General features: G+C 73.5%; 7 protein-coding genes. 2 read left to right on the top strand and 5 right to left on the bottom strand.

Annotation, left to right across the window (positions count from 1 at the left end; genetic code table 11):
* Positions 1-2: 2 nt before the first annotated feature.
* Positions 3-14030 carry a type I polyketide synthase gene (locus tag IE124_RS25005; protein WP_189510782.1) on the bottom strand — a complete coding sequence of 4676 codons (14028 nt, stop codon included), beginning with the start codon at positions 14028-14030 and terminating at the stop codon, positions 3-5.
* Between the two features lie 383 nt (positions 14031-14413).
* Here IE124_RS25005 and IE124_RS25000 point away from each other — a divergent pair, with 383 nt between their 5' ends.
* Complete coding sequence (locus tag IE124_RS25000; protein WP_189510388.1) at positions 14414-14806, top strand: YybH family protein; 393 nt, start codon at positions 14414-14416, stop codon at positions 14804-14806.
* A gap of 68 nt (positions 14807-14874) precedes the next feature.
* Here the strand turns inward: IE124_RS25000 and IE124_RS24995 are convergent, their stop codons facing one another.
* Positions 14875-15627 (bottom strand): thioesterase II family protein, encoded by a 753-nt coding sequence (locus IE124_RS24995; protein WP_189510779.1) that lies wholly within the window; start codon positions 15625-15627, stop codon positions 14875-14877.
* 143 nt (positions 15628-15770) lie between these two features.
* Entirely contained in the window at positions 15771-16355 is a 585-nt protein-coding gene (locus IE124_RS24990) for a maleylpyruvate isomerase N-terminal domain-containing protein (protein WP_189510387.1), read from the bottom strand.
* 220 nt (positions 16356-16575) lie between these two features.
* On the opposite strand from IE124_RS24990, the gene IE124_RS24985 reads away from it, so the two are divergent.
* The gene (locus IE124_RS24985) at positions 16576-17745 is read left to right on the top strand and encodes an acyl-CoA dehydrogenase family protein (RefSeq protein WP_189510385.1); all 1170 of its coding nucleotides are present in this window, start codon (positions 16576-16578) and stop codon (positions 17743-17745) included.
* A gap of 137 nt (positions 17746-17882) precedes the next feature.
* On the opposite strand, the gene IE124_RS24980 is transcribed toward IE124_RS24985, so the two are convergent.
* Positions 17883-18419, bottom strand: a complete 537-nt coding sequence (locus IE124_RS24980; RefSeq protein WP_189510383.1) for a flavin reductase family protein — start codon at positions 18417-18419, stop codon at positions 17883-17885.
* Between the two features lies 1 nt (position 18420).
* A complete protein-coding gene (locus IE124_RS24975; protein ID WP_189510381.1) occupies positions 18421-18633 on the bottom strand; it encodes a hypothetical protein in 213 nt (70 codons plus the stop codon).
* Positions 18634-18683: the final 50 nt, after the last annotated feature.

Raw genomic sequence — 18683 nt, 5'->3', positions numbered from 1 at the left:
TGTCACTCCAGGTCGTCGAAGAGCGCGAAGAGCTCCTCGTCGCTCGCGGTCGTGAGGTCCTGGTCCCGGTCCCGGTCGTCACCCTCCGCCTCGGACTCGTCCCCGGCTCCGGGGGCTCCGGGTGCTCCGGGTGCTCCGGCCGCCGCGTCGGCGACGTCGAGGAGCTCGCGCAGCCCGGCGGTGATCCGCTCGTATGCGGTGCCGTCCGTGGCCACCGCCCCGATCGCCGCCCTGAGCCCGGCCAGTTCGGTCAGGACGGGCTCCTCCGGCGCGACCTCGTCGTGGGCGAGGAGGTCGAGGAGGTGGGTGGCGAGGGCGGCGGGCGAGGGGTGGTCGAAGACGAGGGTGGTGGGCAGACGGAGCCCGGTGGCCGCGTTGAGACGGTTACGCAGCTCCACCGCCGTCAGCGAGTCGAAACCCAGCTCCTGGAACGCCCGCTCCGCCTCCACCGCACCCTGATCCGCGTGCCCCAGCACTCCCGCGGCCTGCTCGCGTACGAGGTCGATCAGGATCCGTTCCCGCTCGGCCCGGGCCAGGCCGGCCAGTCGCTCCGGCAGGGCCGGAACCCTGCTCGCGGAGGTGGTGCCCGCGGCGGCGCGGCGGGGTGCCGGGGGCACCAGACCCCGCAGCATCGCCGACAGCGACTCGCTCCCCTGCGCCCGAAGGGCGGCCATGTCCATCCGCGTCACCGCGAACACGGCGTCCGTCGCACCGGCCGAGGTGGCCGAGTCGAACAGCTCCATCGCATCCTTCGACTCCAGCGCCAGCAGACCCGAACGCGCCAGACGCTGCAGATCCGCCTCGCCCAGATGCCCGGAGAGATCACTCGACTCCGCCCACAGACCCCATGCCAGCGACACACCCGCGAGACCAGAAGCCCGCCGGTGCTCCATCAGCGCGTCGAGGAAGGTGTTGCCGGCCGCGTAGTTCGCCTGACCCGCCGTCCCCAGCAGACCCGCGAGCGAGGAGTAGACGACGAACGCGTCGAGCGGCAGGTCCTTCGTCAGCTCGTGCAGGTTCCACACGGCATCGGCCTTCGGACGCAACACCGCATCCAGACGATCCGGCGTCAGCGCCTCCACCGTCGCGTCGTCCGACACACCCGCCGTGTGTACCACCGCCGACAGAGGACTCTCCGCCGGAATCCCGGCAATCACCTCCGCCAAGGCGCCACGATCGGCCACATCGGCAGCCGCGAACACCACCTCGGCGCCCTCGGCCACCAACTCTCCGGCCAGCTCCGCAGCCCCCGGAGCCTCCCCGCCACGCCGACTCACCAGCACCAGCCGACGGGCACCGTGCCGGGTCACCACATGGCGTGCGGCGAGGCTGCCGAGCGTGCCCGTGGCGCCGGTGATCAGGACCGTGCCCCGCCCCCAGTCCACGGGCTCCTCCGCAGGCGCGACATCCGCACGGACCAGCCGCGGCACGAACACCCGGCCATCCCGCACAGCCGCCTGGTCCTCACCGGAGGCCAGCACCAGGCCGACGGCGGCGTCCGCCTCTTCGTCGACGTCGACGTCGACCAGAACCACCCGCCCCGGATGCTCGGCCTGCACCGAACGCACCAGACCCCACACACCCGCGTGCACGAGATCCGCGACACCCCCACCACCGACACCCACAGCGCCCCGGGTCACGACCACCAGCCGGGACTCGGCCGACGACTCGTCCGCCAGGAACTCCTGGACCTTCGTCAGTACGTCCGCCACAGCACCCCGAGCCGCCTCGGCGAGACCGCTCCCGGCACCGCCGGTCCCCGGAGCCAGTACGAGCGACACCGTGTGCGGCGCTCCGGCACCTTCCGTCCCGGCCACCGGGACCGGGCGCCACTCCACCCGGAACAGCCCGTCCCGCGACGAGCCCGCCGCACGCAGCGCCTCCCGCGACAACGGCCGCAGCACCAGCGCACCCACGGAACCCACCGGATCGCCCGCGCCGTCCGCGAGGGTCAGGGACGCCACGAGGGAGTCCGGGTCGGGGCTGGTCAGCGCGAACCGCACGCGGAGCACCGAGGCCCCGGTGGCGTGGACGTCCACGCCGGCCCAGGAGAAGGGAAGCCACGACGGGCCTTCCTCTGTGGCGACGCCCGGGAGGAGGGAGTGCAGGGCCGCGTCGAGGAGGGCGGGATGCACGGCGTACAGACCGGCGTCCGTCCGCTGTCCCTCCTCCAGGGCGACCTCGGCGAAGAGTGCTCCCTCGCTCTTCCACAGCCGCCTCAGCCCTTGGAAGGTGTCGCCGTACTCGTATCCGCGCTCCGGCAAGCGGCCGTACACACCGTCGAGTTCCACCTCGGTCGCACCGGCCGGCGGCCACACGGACAGACCATCGCCGCGCACGTCCGACCCGCCCGCGCGGGGCACCACGGAACCGCTCGCGTGCAGGATCCACGAGCCTTCACCGTCCGGCCGTCCGTAGACCTCCACCGCGCGACGGCCCGCGGACTCCTCCGCACCCCCGACCACGACCTGCACCTGTACGCCGCCCCGCTCGGGCAGCACCAGGGGTGCCGAGAGCAGCAGTTCCTCGACGTGGCCCGCGCCGGCCTGTTCGCCGGCGGCAAGGACCAGTTCGAGCAGGCCCGTGCCGGGCACGAGCACCGAGCCGGCGACCGCGTGGTCGGCGAGCCACGGGTGCGTGCGCGTCGAGAGGCGTCCGGTGAACACGTACCCGTCGCGGTCCGCCATCGCGACCTCCGCGCCGAGCAGCGGATGGTCCGCGGCGGCCAGGCCGAGGGCCGTGGCGTCGACCGGAGCCTCCGCGCGGCCCTCCAGCCAGTAGCGCCGGTGCTGGAAGGCGTACGTCGGGAGGTCGACCCGTCGTGCGCCCGGGAACACCGCCGCCCAGTCGGGGCTCGTTCCGCGCAGTGCCGTCCGGGCCACGGCCGCGCCCACGGTCCGGATCTCGCTCGCGCCCTTGCGGAGGGCGGTGGCGAGCGATCCCGCCTCCTTCACGAGGCAGTCCTCGACCAGCCCGACGAGAACTCCGTCGGGGCCCAGCTCCAGCCATTCGGTGACGCCCTCGCCCTCCAGGAACCGCACCCCGTCGGCGAAGCGCACGGCCTCGCGGATGTGGCGCGCCCAGTACGCGGGCGAGGACAGCTGGTCGGCGGTGGCCAGGGTCCCGGTGACGTTGGAGACGACCGGGATCCTCGGGGCGCGGAAGGTGAGGCCGGAGACGGCACCGACGAACTCGTCGACGATCTCGTCCATGTGCGGCGAGTGGAAGGCGTGGCTGACCGGCAGCCGCTTCGTCCGCCTTCCCTGCTCGCGCCACCGCGCGACCAGTCTCTCGACCGCGTCCTCGTCGCCGGAGACGACGGTGGCGTTCGGGCCGTTGACTCCGGCCACGGCCACCGCGTCGCCGACGGCCGCGAGGGCCTCGCGGACCTCCTCCTCGCTCGCCTGGACCGCGGCCATCGCGCCGCCGGCCCGGGCCGACTGCATGAGGCGGCCCCGGTGGGCGACCAGGACGCACGCGTCGGCCAGGTCGAGGACCCCGGCCAGATGGGCCGCGGTGACCTCGCCGATGGAGTGGCCGATGAGGTAGTCGGGGACGAGGCCGTGGGCCTCGAACAGCCGGTAGAGGGCGGTCTCCACGGCGAACAGTGCCGCCTGAGTGAACACCGTGCGGTCGATGAGCCCCGCGTCCTCCGACCCCTCGGCGGCGAAGAGAACGTCCTTGAGGGGGCGGGGCAGTTGTGGGTCCAGGTGGGCGCAGATCTCGTCGAGCGAGGCGGCGAACACCGGTGCACGGTCGTACAGTTCACGCCCCATGCCCCGGCGCTGGGATCCCTGGCCCGTGAGCAGGACAGCCGTCCGGCCCGTGGCCTCGGCCCCGCCGCGGACGATGGCCGGCGATTCCTCGCCCCGGGCCAAGGAGGCCAGGGCGTCGAGGAGTTCGTCCCGGTCGGCTCCGACGACGGCGGCCCGGTGGTCGAGCAGGGCCCGGTCCGTGGCCAACGAGAGGCCGATGTCGGCGACGCCCGCCTCGGGATGCTCGATCGCGTAGGCGTGGAGGCGCTCGGCCAGGGCGCTCACGGCCCGTTCGTCGCGTCCCGACAGAAGCCAGGGGACGGCCGGGAGGGAGGACACCGGCGTGGCGGCCTGCTCTTCCCCGTCCACCGACACGGGTTCCGGAGCCTGCTCGATGATGACGTGCGCGTTCGTGCCGCTGGGTTCCGGAGCCTGCTCGATGATGACGTGCGCGTTCGTGCCGCTGATCCCGAAGGACGAGACCGCGGCCCGGCGCGGACGCCCGACCTCCGGCCACTCCCGCTCCTCCGTGAGCAGCGAGACCGAGCCCGCCTCCCAGTCCACATGCGGCGACGGCTCATCCGCGTGCAGGGTCCTGGGCAGCACACCGTGCCGCATCGACTCGATCATCTTGATCACGCCACCGACGCCGGCAGCCGCCTGCGAGTGGCCGATGTTCGACTTCAACGAGCCCAGGTACAGAGGTCGTTCGCTCGAACGGTCCTGCCCGTACGTCGCAAGGAGCGCCTGCGCCTCGATCGGGTCGCCGAGCCTCGTACCCGTACCGTGCGCCTCCACCGCGTCCACATCCGCAGCCGACAGACCGGCGTTCGCCAGCGCCTGTCGGATCACCCGCTCCTGCGCCGGACCGTTCGGGGCCGTGAGGCCGTTGGACGCGCCGTCCTGGTTCACCGCGGAACCCCGCAGCACCGCCAGGACCCGGTGACCGTGCCGCTCGGCATCCGACAGCCGCTCCACCAGGAGAAGCCCCACGCCCTCGGCCCAGCCCGTGCCGCCGGCGCCGGCTCCGAAAGACCGGCAGCGGCCGTCCTCGGAAAGGCCTCGCTGTCGGGAGAACTCGACGAAGACGTGCGGGCCCGCCATGACGGTGACTCCGCCGGCGAGCGCGAGGTCGCACTCACCGCGCCTCAGGGCGCTTGCCGCCAGGTGCAGCGCCACCAGCGACGACGAGCACGCCGTGTCGACGGTCACCGCCGGGCCCTCAAGGCCGTACGTGTAGGACAGACGCCCAGAAACGACGCTGGAGAGGGTGCCCGCGAGGACGAAGCCCTCGAACTCCGCCGGGGTGGCGGCGAGGCGCGACGCGTAGTCGTCGTACATCGCGCCGGTGAAGACACCCGTGTTGGTGCCGCGCAGGGTCGCCGGGTCGATGCCGGCGCTCTCGAAGCTCTCCCACGCGGTCTCCAGGAGGAGCCGCTGCTGAGGGTCGGTCGCGGTCGCCTCGCGCGGCGACATCCCGAAGAAGTCCGCGTCGAAGAGGTCCGCCTCGTGGAGGAAGCCGCCGTGCCGGACGTACGACGTACCGGTCCGCTCGGGATCCGGGTCGTAGAGGCTCTCCAGGTCCCAGCCACGGTTGACGGGGAACTCGCTGATCGCATCCGTCCCCTCGGCCACCAGGCGCCACAGGTCCCCCGGCGACGACACCCCGCCCGGATAGCGGCACGCCATCCCCACGATCGCGATCGGATCGTCGGCGTCCGCCGTGCGCGCAAAGGAGGGGGCGGCAGTGACCGCGGCGGCGCCGTTCGCCGTCGCACCGGTGCCCGATCCGGGTACCTGGCCGAGGAGATGGGCCGCGAGCGCGGCCGGCGAGGGGTGGTCGAAGACCGTGGTCGCGGGGAGCCGCAGGCCGGTGGCGGTGTTCAGCCGGTTGCGGAGCTCCACCCCGGCAAGCGAGTCGAAGCCGAGGTCCTTGAAGGATCGCTCCGCCCCGACCGCGCCGGCATCGGCGTGCCCGAGGACGTCAGCGACGACGGCCGTCACGAGGGCGACGGCCGTGCCGCGCCGTTCCTCCGGGGACTGCGCGGCAAGCTCGCCGAGCCACCCGCCGGGCGTGCCGGCGGCCTCCGCGGCCGTCCTCGCGGCACGGCGCGGACGCGCTCGTACGAGCCCGCGCCACAGCGCCGGAGGCTGTCCGTCCGTGCCCCGGTGGGTGGTGGGGCGGAGTGCGGCGGGTACGAGGAGGGCGTCGTCCCGGGAGACCGCGGCGTCGAAGAGCGCGAGGCCCCGCTCCGGGGTGAGCGGGGTGATACCGGCACGGCTCCAGCGGGCGAGGTCGGCGGCACCGAGGGTGCCGCCCATGCCGTGCGTGCCGTCCCAGAGGCCCCAGGCCAGGGACGTGGCGGCGAGGCCCGTGGCGGCGCGGTGGGCCGCGAGGGCGTCGAGGGCCGTGTTGGCCGCCGCGTAGTTGGCCTGGCCCGCGGTGCCGACGATGCCGGAGACGGAGGAGAAGAGGACGAAGGCGTCGAGGCCGAGGTCCTTCGTCAGCTCGTGCAGGTTCCACGCGGCGTCGACCTTCGGGCGCAGCACGGCGTCCAGGCGGTCAGGCGTGAGCGCCTCCACCGTCGCGTCGTCGACGACGCCCGCCGTGTGCACGACGGCCGTCAGCGGCTGCTCGGCCGACACGGCGGCGATCACCCGCGCCAGGCTCTCGCGGTCGGCGACGTCGGCGGCGGCGAACACCACCTCGGCGCCGAGCCCGGTGAGGTCCTCGGCGAGTTCGGCCGCGCCCGGGGCGTCGGCCCCGCGACGGCTCACCAGCACCAGGCGGCGTACCCCGTGACGCGTGACGAGGTGGTGCGCGAGGAGCGCTCCGAGGCCTCCCGTCCCGCCCGTGACGAGGACGGTGCCGTCGGGGCCGAAGCGGTCGGTCCCGTTGGCGTCGGCGTCCCCGCTCGAAGGGCTCGAAGGGGCGACCGTACGGGCCAGCCTCGGCGCGAGCAGCCGGCCGTCCCGTACCGCGAGCTGGGGCTCGTCGCCGGCGGCCGCCGCGCGGATCATCGCCGCCCCGCCGTCGCCCTCACCCGTGCCGCCCGCGTCCTTGCCACCGGCACCGAGGTCGAGGAGGAACAGACGTCCCGGGTTCTCGGACTGGGCGGAGCGGACGAGGCCCCACAGGGGCGCGGTGGCGAGGGAGGTGACGTCCTCGCCGGGGAGCACGGCGACCGCGCCCCGGGTGACGCAGACCAGTCGCGAGCCGTCGAAGCGGGGCTCGGACAGGAACTCCTGGACGATGCCGAGGGCGCGCCGCGCGGCGGTGTGCGCGGCGGCCGACGGGTCCCCGTCGGCCGTCCAGCGGTCGGCGCGGAGGACGACGTCCGTCGTGCCGAGGTCCACGAGGTCACCGAGTGCGGCGAGGTCGCCGAGGTCCTCGATCTCCGCCGCTCGGCGCCCCGCGGGCTCCGGGGTGGAGGTTTCGGTCCACGCGACCGTGAACAGGGCGTCGTCGAGGCGTCCGGCGGTCGTGCCGAGACGGTTCTTCTCCACAGCGCGCAGGGTCAGGGACTCCACGGTGGCCACGGGCGCGCCGGTGGTGTCGGTGAGGCGGAGCGTGACCGTGTCGGGGCCGGTGGGGGTGATCCGTACGCGCAGCGCGGTGGCGCCTTCGGCGTGCAGGGTCACCCCGGCCCACGCGAACGGCAGCCGGATCCGGTCGGCCGCACTGGCCCCGGTTTCGGTGGCGGAACCACCGCCCTCCAGGACGATCGGGTGGAGCGCCGCGTCGAGCAGCGCCGGGTGGACGCCGAAGAGTCCCGCGCTCTCGTGCTGCGCCGCGGGCAGCCGTATCTCGGCGAGCGTGTCGGCGCCGTCGCGCCACAGCCCCGTCAGGCCCTGGAACGCCGGGCCGTAGCCGTAGCCCAGCTCCGCGAGACGGTCGTAGACGCCGTCGAGGGGCGTGGCGGTCGCCGTGGCGGGCGGCCAGGCAGCTGGGTCGTCCCCGCCGGTGAGGGAGTGGTCCGCCGCCGTGGTCGGGTCTCCTTCGGCCAGTACGCCGGAGACGTGGCGGGTCCACTCCCGGGGCGCGTCGTCGCCGCTTTCCGCACCGCCGGAGTCGGGGCTGCTGTACACACCGAAGGTGCGACCGGTCGGCGCGTCGCCGTCGCCCTCGCCACTCACGCCGACCTGGATGCGGACGGCACCGCGCTCGGGCAGGACGAGCGGTGCTTCGAGGGTGAGTTCGTCCACCCGGACCGCGCCGACGTGGTCGCCCGCCGCGAGGGCGAGCTCCAGGAAGGCGGTGGCGGGCAGCAGGACGGTGCCGTGGATCTCGTGGTCGGCCAGCCAGGGCTGGTCGGCGAGGGAGAGGCGGCCGGTGAGCAGGACGCCGTCGCCGCCCGCGACCTCGACCGTGGTCGTCAGCAGCGGGTGCCGCGCGGGGTCGAAGCCGAGGGCGCGGGCGTCCGTGCGGGCCTCGGGCGTCAGCCAGTAGTGCGCGCGCCGGAAGGCGTACGTGGGCAGGTCGACACGGCGTCCGTCCGGGAAGAACGACGCGCGGTCCAGGGGGGCGCCGTGGACATGGGCGGTCGCGAGACCGGCGGCGAGGGTCTCGGCCTCGGGTCGTCCCGCACGCAGCAGCGGGACGACCGTCACCTCCCGGGCGTCCGGGGCGTGTGTCGCGTCCTCCGGCTGCGCGAGGGCGTCCTCGGCGAGTGCCGTGAGGACCGCGTCGGGGCCGATCTCGACGAGGACGGTCGCGTCCTGGGCGGCGAGGGTGCGGACGGCGTCCAGGAAGCGCACCGGCCGCCGGATCTGGTCGGCCCAGTACGCGGGCGAGGTGAACTCGCCGGAGGTGACGAGCGCGCCGGTGACCGTGGAGACGACGGGGATCCGCGGCTCCTCGAAGGTCAGGTCCTCGGTGACCCGGAGGAACTCGTCGAGGACCTCGTCCATGTGCGGGGAGTGGAAGGCGTGGCTGACGCGCAGTCGGCGGGTGCGGCGGCCGCGTCCTGCCCACTCGGCGCGGAGCTCTTCGGTCGCGTCGGCGTCGCCTGAGACGACCACGGCGGTGGGCCCGTTGACGGCGGCGACGGCGACCCTGCCCTCGTAGCCCTTCAGGGATTCGACGACCTCGGCCTCGCCCGCCTGCACGGCGATCATCGCGCCGCCCTCTCGGGCGGACTGCATGAGGCGGCCGCGGGCCGTGACGAGCCGTGCGGCGTCGTCCAGGGAGAGGACGCCGGCGACGTGGGCGGCGGCGATCTCGCCGACGGAGTGGCCGGTGAGCAGGTCGGGGACGAGCCCGTGGTGTTCGAGCAGGCGGAACAGCGCCACCTCGAAGGCGAAGAGGGCGGGCTGGGTGTACGCCGTGAGGTCCAGCTCCTCGCCGGCGGCGACGGTCTCCCGCAGCGGCCGGTCGAGGTGCCGGTCGAGGGCCGCGTACACGGTGTCGAGGGCGTCCGCGAACACGGGGTGGGCGGAGCGGAGTTCCTCGCCCATGGCGGTGCGCTGGGCTCCCTGGCCCGTGAAGAGGAAGGCCGTGCGTCCGGCCCTGCCCACGCCGCCGGTGACCAGGCCCGTGGCCTGCTCCCCGCGGCCGAGTGCGTCGAGCGCGGCGAGCAGCTCGTCCTGGGTGCCGGCGGTGAGGGCGGCCCTGTGCTCGAAGGCGGTACGGGCGGCCAGCGAGCGTCCGAGGTCGGCGACGGTGACGTCAGGGCAGCCGTCGAGGAAGGTCCGCAGACGGTCGGCCTGGGCGCGCAGGGCGGAGCCGTCGCGCGCGGAGACGAAGACGGGGGCGCGTACGGGCTCGGGGTCGGTGGCGGAGGCGGGGCCCGCGGTCTGTGGGGCGCCGGGGGCGCTGGCGGAGGTGGAATCCGCGGCCTGCGGCGCGCCCGGCGCGGGGGCCGAAGTGGAGTCCGCGGGCTCCGGAGCCTGCTCCACCACGACGTGGGCGTTGGTCCCGCTGATGCCGAAGGAGGAGATCGCCGCGCGGCGCGGGCGGCCCGTCTGCGGCCACTCCCGCTGCTCGGTGAGGAGCTCGACGGCGCCCGCCTCCCAGTCGACGCGGGTGGTGGGCCGGTCCACGTGGAGCGTCCTGGGCAGTACGCCGTGGCGCATGGCGAGGACCATCTTGATGAGCCCGCCCACGCCCGCGGCGGCCTGCGCGTGGCCGATGTTGGACTTCAGCGAGCCGAGCTGGAGCGGAGCGCCCTCGCCCCGGTCCAGGCCGTACGTGCCGAGGATCGCCTCGGCCTCGATGGGGTCGCCGAGGCGGGTGCCCGTCCCGTGCGCCTCGACGGCGTCGACGTCGGCGGGGGTGAGCCCGGCGTCGGCCAGGGCCTGCCGGATGACGCGCTGCTGGGACGGGCCGTTGGGGGCGGTGAGGCCGTTGGAGGCGCCGTCCTGGTTGACGGCGCTGCCCCGGATCACGGCGAGGACGGGGTGGCCGTTGCGCTCGGCGTCGGAGAGCCGCTCGACGACGAGGAGGCCGACGCCCTCGGCCCATGAGGTGCCGTCGGCGGATTCGGCGAACGCCTTGGAGCGGCCGTCGGCGGCGAGGCCGCGCTGCCGCGAGAACTCGACGAACATGCCCGGTGTGGACATGACGGTCGCTCCGCCGGCGAGCGCGAGGCTCGACTCTCCCTGCCGCAGTGAGCGGACGGCCAGGTGCAGCGCGACGAGGGAGGACGAGCAGGCCGTGTCGACGGTGACCGCCGGTCCGGTGAGGCCGAGCTGGTAGGCGATGCGGCCCGACATCACGCTGGGCGTCGTGCCGGTCAGGAGGTGACCTTCGACGCCCTCGGCGCCGTCGTGCATGCGTGGGCCGTAGTCCAGGGCGGTGGCGCCGACGAAGACGGCCGTCCGGCTGCCCCTGAGGCCCTCGGGGTCGAGTCCGGCGCGCTCCACCGCCTCCCAGGCGGTCTCCAGGAGCAGCCGCTGCTGCGGGTCCATGCCCAGGGCCTCGCGGGGTGAGATCCCGAAGAAGCCGGCGTCGAACAGGGCGGCGTCGTGCAGGAATCCGCCCTCGCGGACCGAGCTCTTGCCGCCGCGGTCGGGGTCGGCGTCGAAGAGGTCCTCGTCCCAACCCCGGTCGGTGGGCAGCCCCGAGACGGCGTCGCGCTCTTCGGAGACGAGCCGCCACAGGTCCTCGGGGGACGTGACACCGCCGGGGTAGCGGCAGGCCATGCCGATGATCGCGATGGGCTCGGCGGTGGTGTCCGCCGGGGGCGCGGGCGGTGTCCCGCCGGCCGCGCCGGTCTCGCTGCTCCCGCCGCTCCCCCCGGTGAGCAGGTCGCCGAGGTGGGCGGCGAGGGCGCGGGGCGTCGGGTGGTCGTAGAGCAGACCGGTGGGCAGACGCAGGCCCGTGTCCGCGGCGAGCGCGCTCCGCAGTTCGACCGACATGAGGGAGTCGAAGCCCAACTCCTTGAAGGTGAGTCCCGGTTCGACCCGGGTCGGGCTGTCGTACTCGAGGACGGCGGCGACGTGCGCCCGCACGCGCTCGGTCGTCTCGTGGCGGCCCGGACGATCGCTGCCGCCCTCGCCCCTCCCGGCAACAGGCTCCGTGCCCGAAGCAGCCCCCGCGCCCTCGCCCGCACCGCTGCCCGTTCGGCCCGCTGTGAGGGGCGCCGCCGTGCGCGCGGTGCCGTCGAACCAGTGGCGTTCGCGCTGGAAGGCGTACGTCGGCAGGGGCACCCTCACCGTGTCGCCGCTCCCATGGGCGGAGGTCCAGTCGACCTCGTGGCCCCGGACGAAGACGGTGGCGAGTGCGGCGAGCAGCGACTGGGGCTCCGGGCGGCCCTTGCGGAGGGCGGAGACCGTGGTGGTGGCCTCCTGGTCGCGCACCGAGTCCGCGGCCATCGCGGAGCAGACCCCGTCGGGACCGAGCTCCAGGAAGGTGTCGGCCCCCGACGCCTCCAGGGTGCGTACGGCGTCGAGGAAGCGTACGGGCCTGCGGACCTGGTCCACCCAGTACCCGGGATCGGTCCACTGGCCGGCCGTGACGGGCAGTCCCGTGACCGTGGACACGACGTCGACGCGGGGCTCCTGGAAGTCCAGCTCCTCGACGACCCGGCGGAAGCCGTCGAGCATCGGCTCCATGAGCGGCGAGTGGAAGGCGTGCGAGACGCTCAGCCGCTTCGTCCGGCGGCCCTGTGCGCGGAGGAGCTCGGCGACGTCGAGGACGGCACGCTCGGTGCCTGCGAGGACGACCGCGCGCGGGCCGTTCACGGCCGCGAGGGAGAGCTCCCGCTCGCGTCCCGCGAGGTGCGGCAGCACCTCCTCCTCGCTCGCCTCGACGGCGACCATCGCGCCGCCCTCGGGCAGTGCCTGCATGAGGCGCCCGCGGGCGGCGACGAGGCGTGCGGCGTCGCGCAGCGAGAGGACCCCGGCCACGTGGGCGGCGCTGATCTCGCCGACGGAGTGGCCGGCGAGCAGGTCGGGCGTGACGCCCCAGGACTCGACGAGGCGGTGGAGGGCGACCTCCACGGCGAAGAGCGCGGGCTGGGTGTGGCCGGTCCGGTCGAGGGTGTCGCCCGCCGCGACGAGTGCGGCGAGGGGACGGTCGAGGAGGGGGTCCAGCTCGGCGGCGACGGCGTCGAAGGCTGCCGCGAAGGCCGGGTGGGCGGCGTACAACTCCATTCCCATGCCCGCACGTTGAGCACCCTGGCCACTGAACAGGACGGCGAGGCGTCCGGGAGCGGGGGTGCCGGTGACCAGGCCCGGCGCGGGCGTGCCGGCGGCGAGGTCGCGCAGGCCGTCGAGGAGGCGGGCCCGGTCCTGGGCGAGGACGACCGACCGGTGGGTGAAGACCGTACGGGTGGTCACCAGCGACCGGGCGAGTGCGGCGGGCGTGAGCTCGGGGTCCGCTTCGACGGCCTCGTACAGGCGCCGGGCCTGGGCGCGCAGGGCCTCGCCGCCGCGGCCGGTGACGACGAAGGGCAGTGTGGCCGCGCCGCCGGTGGGAGTCCCGGGGGTCTCGCCGGAGCCGGGCTGCTCGCGGTCCCGGGCGGGACCTTCACTGAGGACGACGTGGGCGTTGGTGCCACCCATGCCGAACGAGCTGACTCCGGCGACGAGTTCGCGGTCCAGGTGGGGCCACTCCCGCAGTCCGGAGGGCACGTCGAGGCCGAGGGTGTCGAGCGGGATGTCCGGGTGGGGAGTGCGGAAGTTGAGGCTCGCCGGGATGCGGCGCCGGCCGAGCGCGAGGAGCGTCTTGATGAGGCCGACGATTCCGGCGGCGCCTTCGAGGTGCCCCACGTTGGTCTTGGCCGAGCCGACGAGCAGGGGTTCGTCCGCCGGGCGGGCCGCGCCGAGGACGGTGCCGAGCGCGGCCGCCTCGATGGGGTCGCCGACGGGGGTGCCGGTGCCGTGGAGTTCGACGTACTGGACGGCGGCCGGGTCCAGGTCCGCCTTGCGGTACGCCTCGCGCAGCACCTGCTCCTGGGCGGTCCTGCTGGGCACGGTGAGACCCGGGGTGGCTCCGTCGTTGTTGACCGCGCCGGCGCGGATGATGCCGTGGACACGGTCCCCGTCGGCGAGGGCGAGGGCGAGGGGCTTGAGGACGACGACTCCGCCGCCCTCGCCCCGGACGAATCCGTTGGCCCGCGCGTCGAAGGTGTAGGCGGTGCCGTCCGGGGAGAGGCCGCCGAAGCGCTCCTCGGTGACGGCGCTCTCCGCGAGGATGTTGAGGTTCACGCCGGCGACGAGGGCCGTCGTGGACTCCCCCGCGCGCAGGGACTCGCAGGCCAGGTGCACGGCGACGAGCGAGGAGGACTGCGCGGTGTCGACGGTCAGGCTCGGGCCCTGCAAACCGAGGTGGTACGAGACGCGGTTGGCGATGACGCCGCGGCTGACGCCCGCCATGGTGTGCTGGGTGATGGCCTGCTCGCCGTGCTGGTAGAGGAGGCTCGTGTAGTCGTCCCGGAGGGTGCCGACGAAGACTGCGGTGCGGCTTCCGGCGAGGGTGCCGGGGACGATCCCGGCGTCCTCCAGCGCCTCCCAGGCGAGTTCGAGGACGAGTCGCTGCTGCGGGTCCATGGCGGCGGCCTCACGGGGCGAGATCCCGAAGAAGGCCGCGTCGAAGAGGTCGAGGGAGTCGAGGAAGCCGCCGCGGCGGACACCGGACCCGTCCGGCTCCACGCCCTCCGCGCTGTTCACGCCCCCCGCACGCGCCGGGCCCCCGAGCACCGACTCCCACCGGCCGGGGGGCACGTCGGTGACGGCGCTCTCGCCGTTCCGCAGCAGCTCCCAGAAGGCTGTCGGGTTCGAGGCCTTCGGCAGCCGGCAGGACATGCCGACGACGGCGATGGCCTCGTTCATCGGACGGGTCGCCTCGCCGGGCGAACGGCCCCCGCCGGACGACCGGCCCTCGTGGGCCGTCCCGGGAATCCCGTCTTTCGTCGTCACGCCTGGCCGCTTCTTCGTCACTGAATCCCCCAACGGACTTCCCCAACTACTGCCGCTTTTCCGCCCCCCGCGGATCGGCACGGGTTTTGCTGACGTCAACGACCATACAGATCTGCGGAACAGGTTCTGCAAATGCTGGGTAACTCGGTTCGGGCCGTCGAACTCACTCATCGCCTGGTCACTCATGGGCGGTCGATTACCCCTCGCTGAACCCTTCGTGAGGTCACCGGAGATAGCCTTCGAGCGCCAATGGAATCAGCCGTGCACTTCACATGGAAAGCGGGCACTAATTCGCTATGACGAGCATTGTCGAAAACTTCGCTCTCACCGACGACGCGACCAGGCAGACCGAGCTCTACGTCCGGGCCTTCAACTCGGGCGACCCTGAACTCGTCAATCTGCTCTACACCGAGACGGCGGTCTCCGCCTGGGAGGCGGACAAGCCGCTCACCGGCCGGGCACGGAAGGACGCGCTCGCCGAGTTCCTCTCCCTCGGCCCGAAGATGACGGCCACCCTCCGCCACTCCTACGTGGCGGGCGACGCCGCGCTCCTGGTCGTGGACTGGCGGATAGACGTCGCGGGCGCCGACGGGGTCGCGGAGGTCCACGAGGGCGTGGGCAACGACGTCCTGCGGCTCGGCGCGGACGGCAAGTGGCGCTTCGCCATCGACTACCCGAACGGCAGCTGACAGCACGAAAGGACAGGGGCCCTGCTTTCCGGTCGACCGGAAAGCAGGGCCCCTCTTCCTTCGTGCTGTCAGACGCGCACGCCGAGCGCGGCGGTGATCACGTCGCCGATCTCCTCCGTGATGCCGTCGAGGTAGAAGTGGCCGCCGGGGAAGACCTTCAGATCGGTGTCCGCGGCGGTGAATCCGCTCCAGGCCGCCACCTTGTCGACGGGGGCCACGGGGTCCTCGTCGCCGACCAGCGCCGTGATCGGGCAGTCCAGCGGCGGTCCGGGCTCCCAGGCGTACGAGCCGATGGCCCGGTAGTCGGCGCGGAGGGCCGGCAGGGCCATCTCCATCAGCTCCGGGTCGTCCAGGACGCCCACGCCCGTCCCTCCGAGCATCCGGATCGCCGCGATCACGTCGGCGTCGCTCGTCATCCGGTCGGCGGCCTGGGGCTTCGGCTCCGGCGCGGCCCGCCCGGAGAGGAACAGCCGCAGGGGGCCGGGCGCCGACCGCGCGGCGAGCGTGCGCGCCGTCTCGTAGGCGACGGCCGCGCCCATGCTGTGCCCGAAGAAGGCGTACGGCCGGCCGTCCGCCGTGCCCAGGGCGTCCGCGACGAGTTCGGCGAGCCGGGTGACGGACTCGACCGGTCGCTCGCGGTGCCGGTCCTGCCGCCCCGGGTACTGCACGGCCAGCACGTCGACGGCGGGGCTCAGGAGGCGGGAGAGCTGCACGTACGAGGTGGCGGCGCCGCCCGCGTGCGGGAAGCAGACCAGCCGAACCCCACCCTCCGGTTCCTTCTGCCCCACCCCACCGAATCGCCGAAGCCACGCGATGTCCATCACTTCCCCCTCCTGTCCTCGCTCGCCCTCGCTCGGGCTCCTGTACGGATGCGCGTACGGACTCCCGTACGGGTGCGCGTCCATGACTCTGCCGTACTCCTGCCGCTCCCGTACTCCGTACCGGGGGGCCGGCCGACGGCCGGTCAGCGGACGGTGCCGTCCCAGCCGCCCCAGTCGCGCCGCCGCGGCAGCCCGGGGAGGTCGATCCGGCCCGTGCACCAGAGCAGGGTCTCGGCCGGGGCGTGCCCGGTCGGGGCGTTCGGGAACAAGCGCTCGACGACGGGTGCGCAGAGCTCGTCCGACGGCAGCCGGTCGAGGCCCATTGCCGCGGTCACGTCGTAGGTGTGGACGACCATCTCGAGGACGCCCATGGCGGCGAAGCCGGGGCCGTCGGACGTGCCCCAGGGGTGGAAGGCGCGGACCTGGGGGTCCGCCTCGCGCACGGCCGAGGCCAGGATGGTGGCGCAGATGCGGACGCCTTCGAGGCAGACGGGGATCGGGGACTGTCCGTTGAACCCGGCGAGCATGCCGGTGAAGCGGTCGGACGGCTGGGCGATGAGGAGCGCCGAATAGCCGACGAGGCCGAGGGCCGTGTGGTCGAGGACTTCGCGACAGGACCAGTCGCTGTCCCGGGCTTTGACGGACCAGTCCTGATCGGCGGCCTTCTGCAGAATGTCGGTGCAGTCGGTGGCGGCGGTAACTACGCGGTCGGGCCAGGAGATAGACATGCGAGTCATGCTGCCACAGCCGTTCGCATGTTCCGGAGAATCGGAGGGCGGCCCCGGCCTCTTTCGTCCACTGCTCGCGAATCGCCCGGTAATTGACCGGTAATCGGGAATTCCGGAACACCCCGGTGACCGCCTCGTGACCACGTCCCGATCGGCCGGGGAACGGCCCGCCGTACGCTCGGCTCCGGAACGAGACGATCGAGCAGGGAGTTTGCATCTCATGAACGCTGAACTCGAATCCGTACTGGAATCCGTCCGGAGCATCGTGCCGACGCTCAGGGAGAACGGGGTCGAGTCGGAGAACCGCGGCTGGATTCTCGACGAGAACGTCGAGCTCCTGGAGAAGGCGGGGGTCTTCCGGATAGCCGTCCCGAAGCGTTTCGGGGGCCTGGACTTCGACCTGGCGGACCAGTCCAAGGTCATCGCCGAGGTCGCGCGCGGCTGCCCGTCGACCGGCTGGGTGACCTTCGTCTGGGCGACCAGCGCGTGGGCGGCGACGCTCTATCCCGACCGGGCGCAGGAGGAGCTCTTCACCGAGGGTTCCGTCCGGATCTCCAGTGCCTTCGCGCCGACCGGCAGGCTCACGCCCGTCGAGGGCGGGTACCGGCTGACCGGTAGCTGGCGGTTCAACTCCGGTTGCCGGGGCGCCCAGTGGAACTTCGCCTCGGCGATGCTGGAGCACCCGGACGGCTCCCTCGAAGAGGTCATGGCCCTGCTGCCGATGTCCGACATGACAGTGGTCGACGACTGGAAGGTCTCGGCCGGTTCCGGCACGGGCAGCGCGACCTCCTCGGCCGACGACGTGTTCGTCCCGGACCATCGCGTGGGGCGCTTCGAGGAGCTGCTGTTCAGCACGACCGGTGGCCGGTCCAACGGCGGTGCGGACGGGCGTGAGTACGGCTTCGTGAGCGAGGTGATGGCCGCGGCCGCCGCGGTCTTCATCGGCATCGCCAAGGGCGCGTACGACCTGTTCGTCGAGCGGCTCCCGGGGCGCGGCATCACGTACACCTCGTGGACGGACCAGACTCAGCACCCGCTCACCCAGATCCAGGTGGCGACCGCCGCCAACAAGATCACGGCCGCGGAGGCCCTGGCCGGCGTGTGGCTGGAGCTGATGCAGCGGCGGGCCGACGCGGGTGAGCAGCTGTCGCTGGAGGAGAAGGCGGTCGTGCGCGGTCAGACCGCTTTCGCGGCGCAGCTCGCGAAGGAGGCCGTCGAGGTGCTGTTCAACGCGAGCGGCGGGTCGGTGATCCAGCGGAGCGTTCCGCTGCAGCGCTTCCACCGTGACATCCAGGGCTTCTCCCTGCACGCGCTGGCGCAGCTGAACGGCAATCTGGAGGTGCAGGGCCGGGCGCTGCTCGGTCTCGACCCGGAGACCCCCTTCCTGTAGGGAGGGAACGGCGTGGACCCGGGGCGGGGAGGCCCCGGGTTCGCGTGTGTCGACGCCTTCGCACACGTCGACGCCGATGATCCCGGCGGCCGGACGGCCGCCGGGATCATCGGCGTGTGCGGGTCCGCGGTCGCCCTTCAGCGGCCGCCGGTGGCGGTGGTGGTGGCACCGGTCCGCCGGAAGCGGCCTTCGTAGAAGAGGAGTCCCTCGCCGGCGGCTCCGTTCATCGCGCTGACGACCTCGCCGAGGAAGACGGAGTGGTCGCCGACCTCGTGTGCGGCGGTGACCTCGCACTCCAGCCACGCGAGGGCGCCGGACAGCAGGGGCGCTCCGGTGCCGGGGCCGGGCAGCCAGTCGATCCGCTCGAACTGGGCTGGTCCGAGTGGGCGCTTCTTGTCGGCGAAGTACCTGGTGGTCTCCTCCTGTTCGGCGCTCATGACGGAGACGCCGAACCGTCCGGCCCGGGTGAGCGCGGAGTGCATGACGGCGCTGTGGCCGATGCAGCAGAGCACGGTCGGCGGATCGAGCGAGACGGAGCTGAAGGCGTTGGCCGTCATGCCGTGGGGGTTCTCGCCACCGACGGTGAGGACGACGACGCCGGTGGCGAAGCGGGACATGACCTCGCGGAGCGACGCGGGGGTCACCTCGGTGGCGACGGGCTGTACGGGGGACATCTCAGACCTCCGCCGTGCGGGCCTCGGAGGACCAGGTGCGGGATCCCTCGGAGGACCAGGTGCGGGATCCCTCGCCGACCGGGATGCGGGCGAATATCAGCTCCAGGCAGTCGGCGGCGGAGAGCCGGCCGACGGATTCCCGGTCGTCCACGCCGCGCCACCACGCGGAGCGGCCGGGATCGGAAATCCCCGTCGCCTCTGACGATGAACTCATGGCGCCTCTTTCGAAATTCGGATGCAGGAACACCGAACCAACGTATCGGA

The sequence above is a fragment of the Streptomyces narbonensis genome (genome assembly GCF_014649015.1).
In the GTDB taxonomy this organism is placed as follows: Bacteria; Actinomycetota; Actinomycetes; order Streptomycetales; family Streptomycetaceae; genus Streptomyces; species Streptomyces narbonensis.
This window is presented reverse-complemented; position numbering and strand designations above follow the sequence as displayed.